The sequence below is a fragment of the Blastococcus sp. KM273129 genome, from assembly GCF_021698995.1.
Lineage (GTDB): Bacteria > Actinomycetota > Actinomycetes > Mycobacteriales > Geodermatophilaceae > Blastococcus.
In genome coordinates, this window is sequence record NZ_SSXB01000201.1 from 1 (window position 1) to 411 (window position 411).

Annotated in this window: 1 protein-coding gene; it reads left to right on the forward strand. The window is 76.6% G+C overall.

Going from position 1 to position 411, the window contains the following annotated elements:
- Positions 1–411 (forward strand): DUF222 domain-containing protein (locus E9565_RS22025; protein ID WP_236836740.1); only part of this gene is annotated, 411 nt, incomplete at both ends.

The window sequence follows — 411 nt, forward strand, 5'->3', positions numbered from 1 at the left end:
GGGGTGGACGAGGCGCTCGCGCAGGTGGCCGCGACCCGGCCGCACGCCGAACTGCGCCAGGTCGTGCGCCACCACCTGGCCCGGCTGGACCCCGACGGGGCCGAGCCCGACCCCACCGAGGGCCGGTCGCTGACCTTCACCCGGCACGCCGACGGATCACTGTCCTTCCGCGGCGACCTGGACGCCGTGGGCGGGGAGAAGCTGCAGGCGGCCGTGGAGTCGATCGTGCAGGCGTCCCGGCCCGCCGGGGACATGCGCACCCGCGCCCAGCAGTCCGCCGACGCCCTGGTCCAGCTGGTCGACAACCAACTGGCCGCCGGCACCCTGCCGGTGCTGCGCACCCAGAAGCCGCACGTGGTGGTCCGTGTCGACCTGGAGGACCTGGTCGACCCCGCCGCCGGGCCCGGCGCG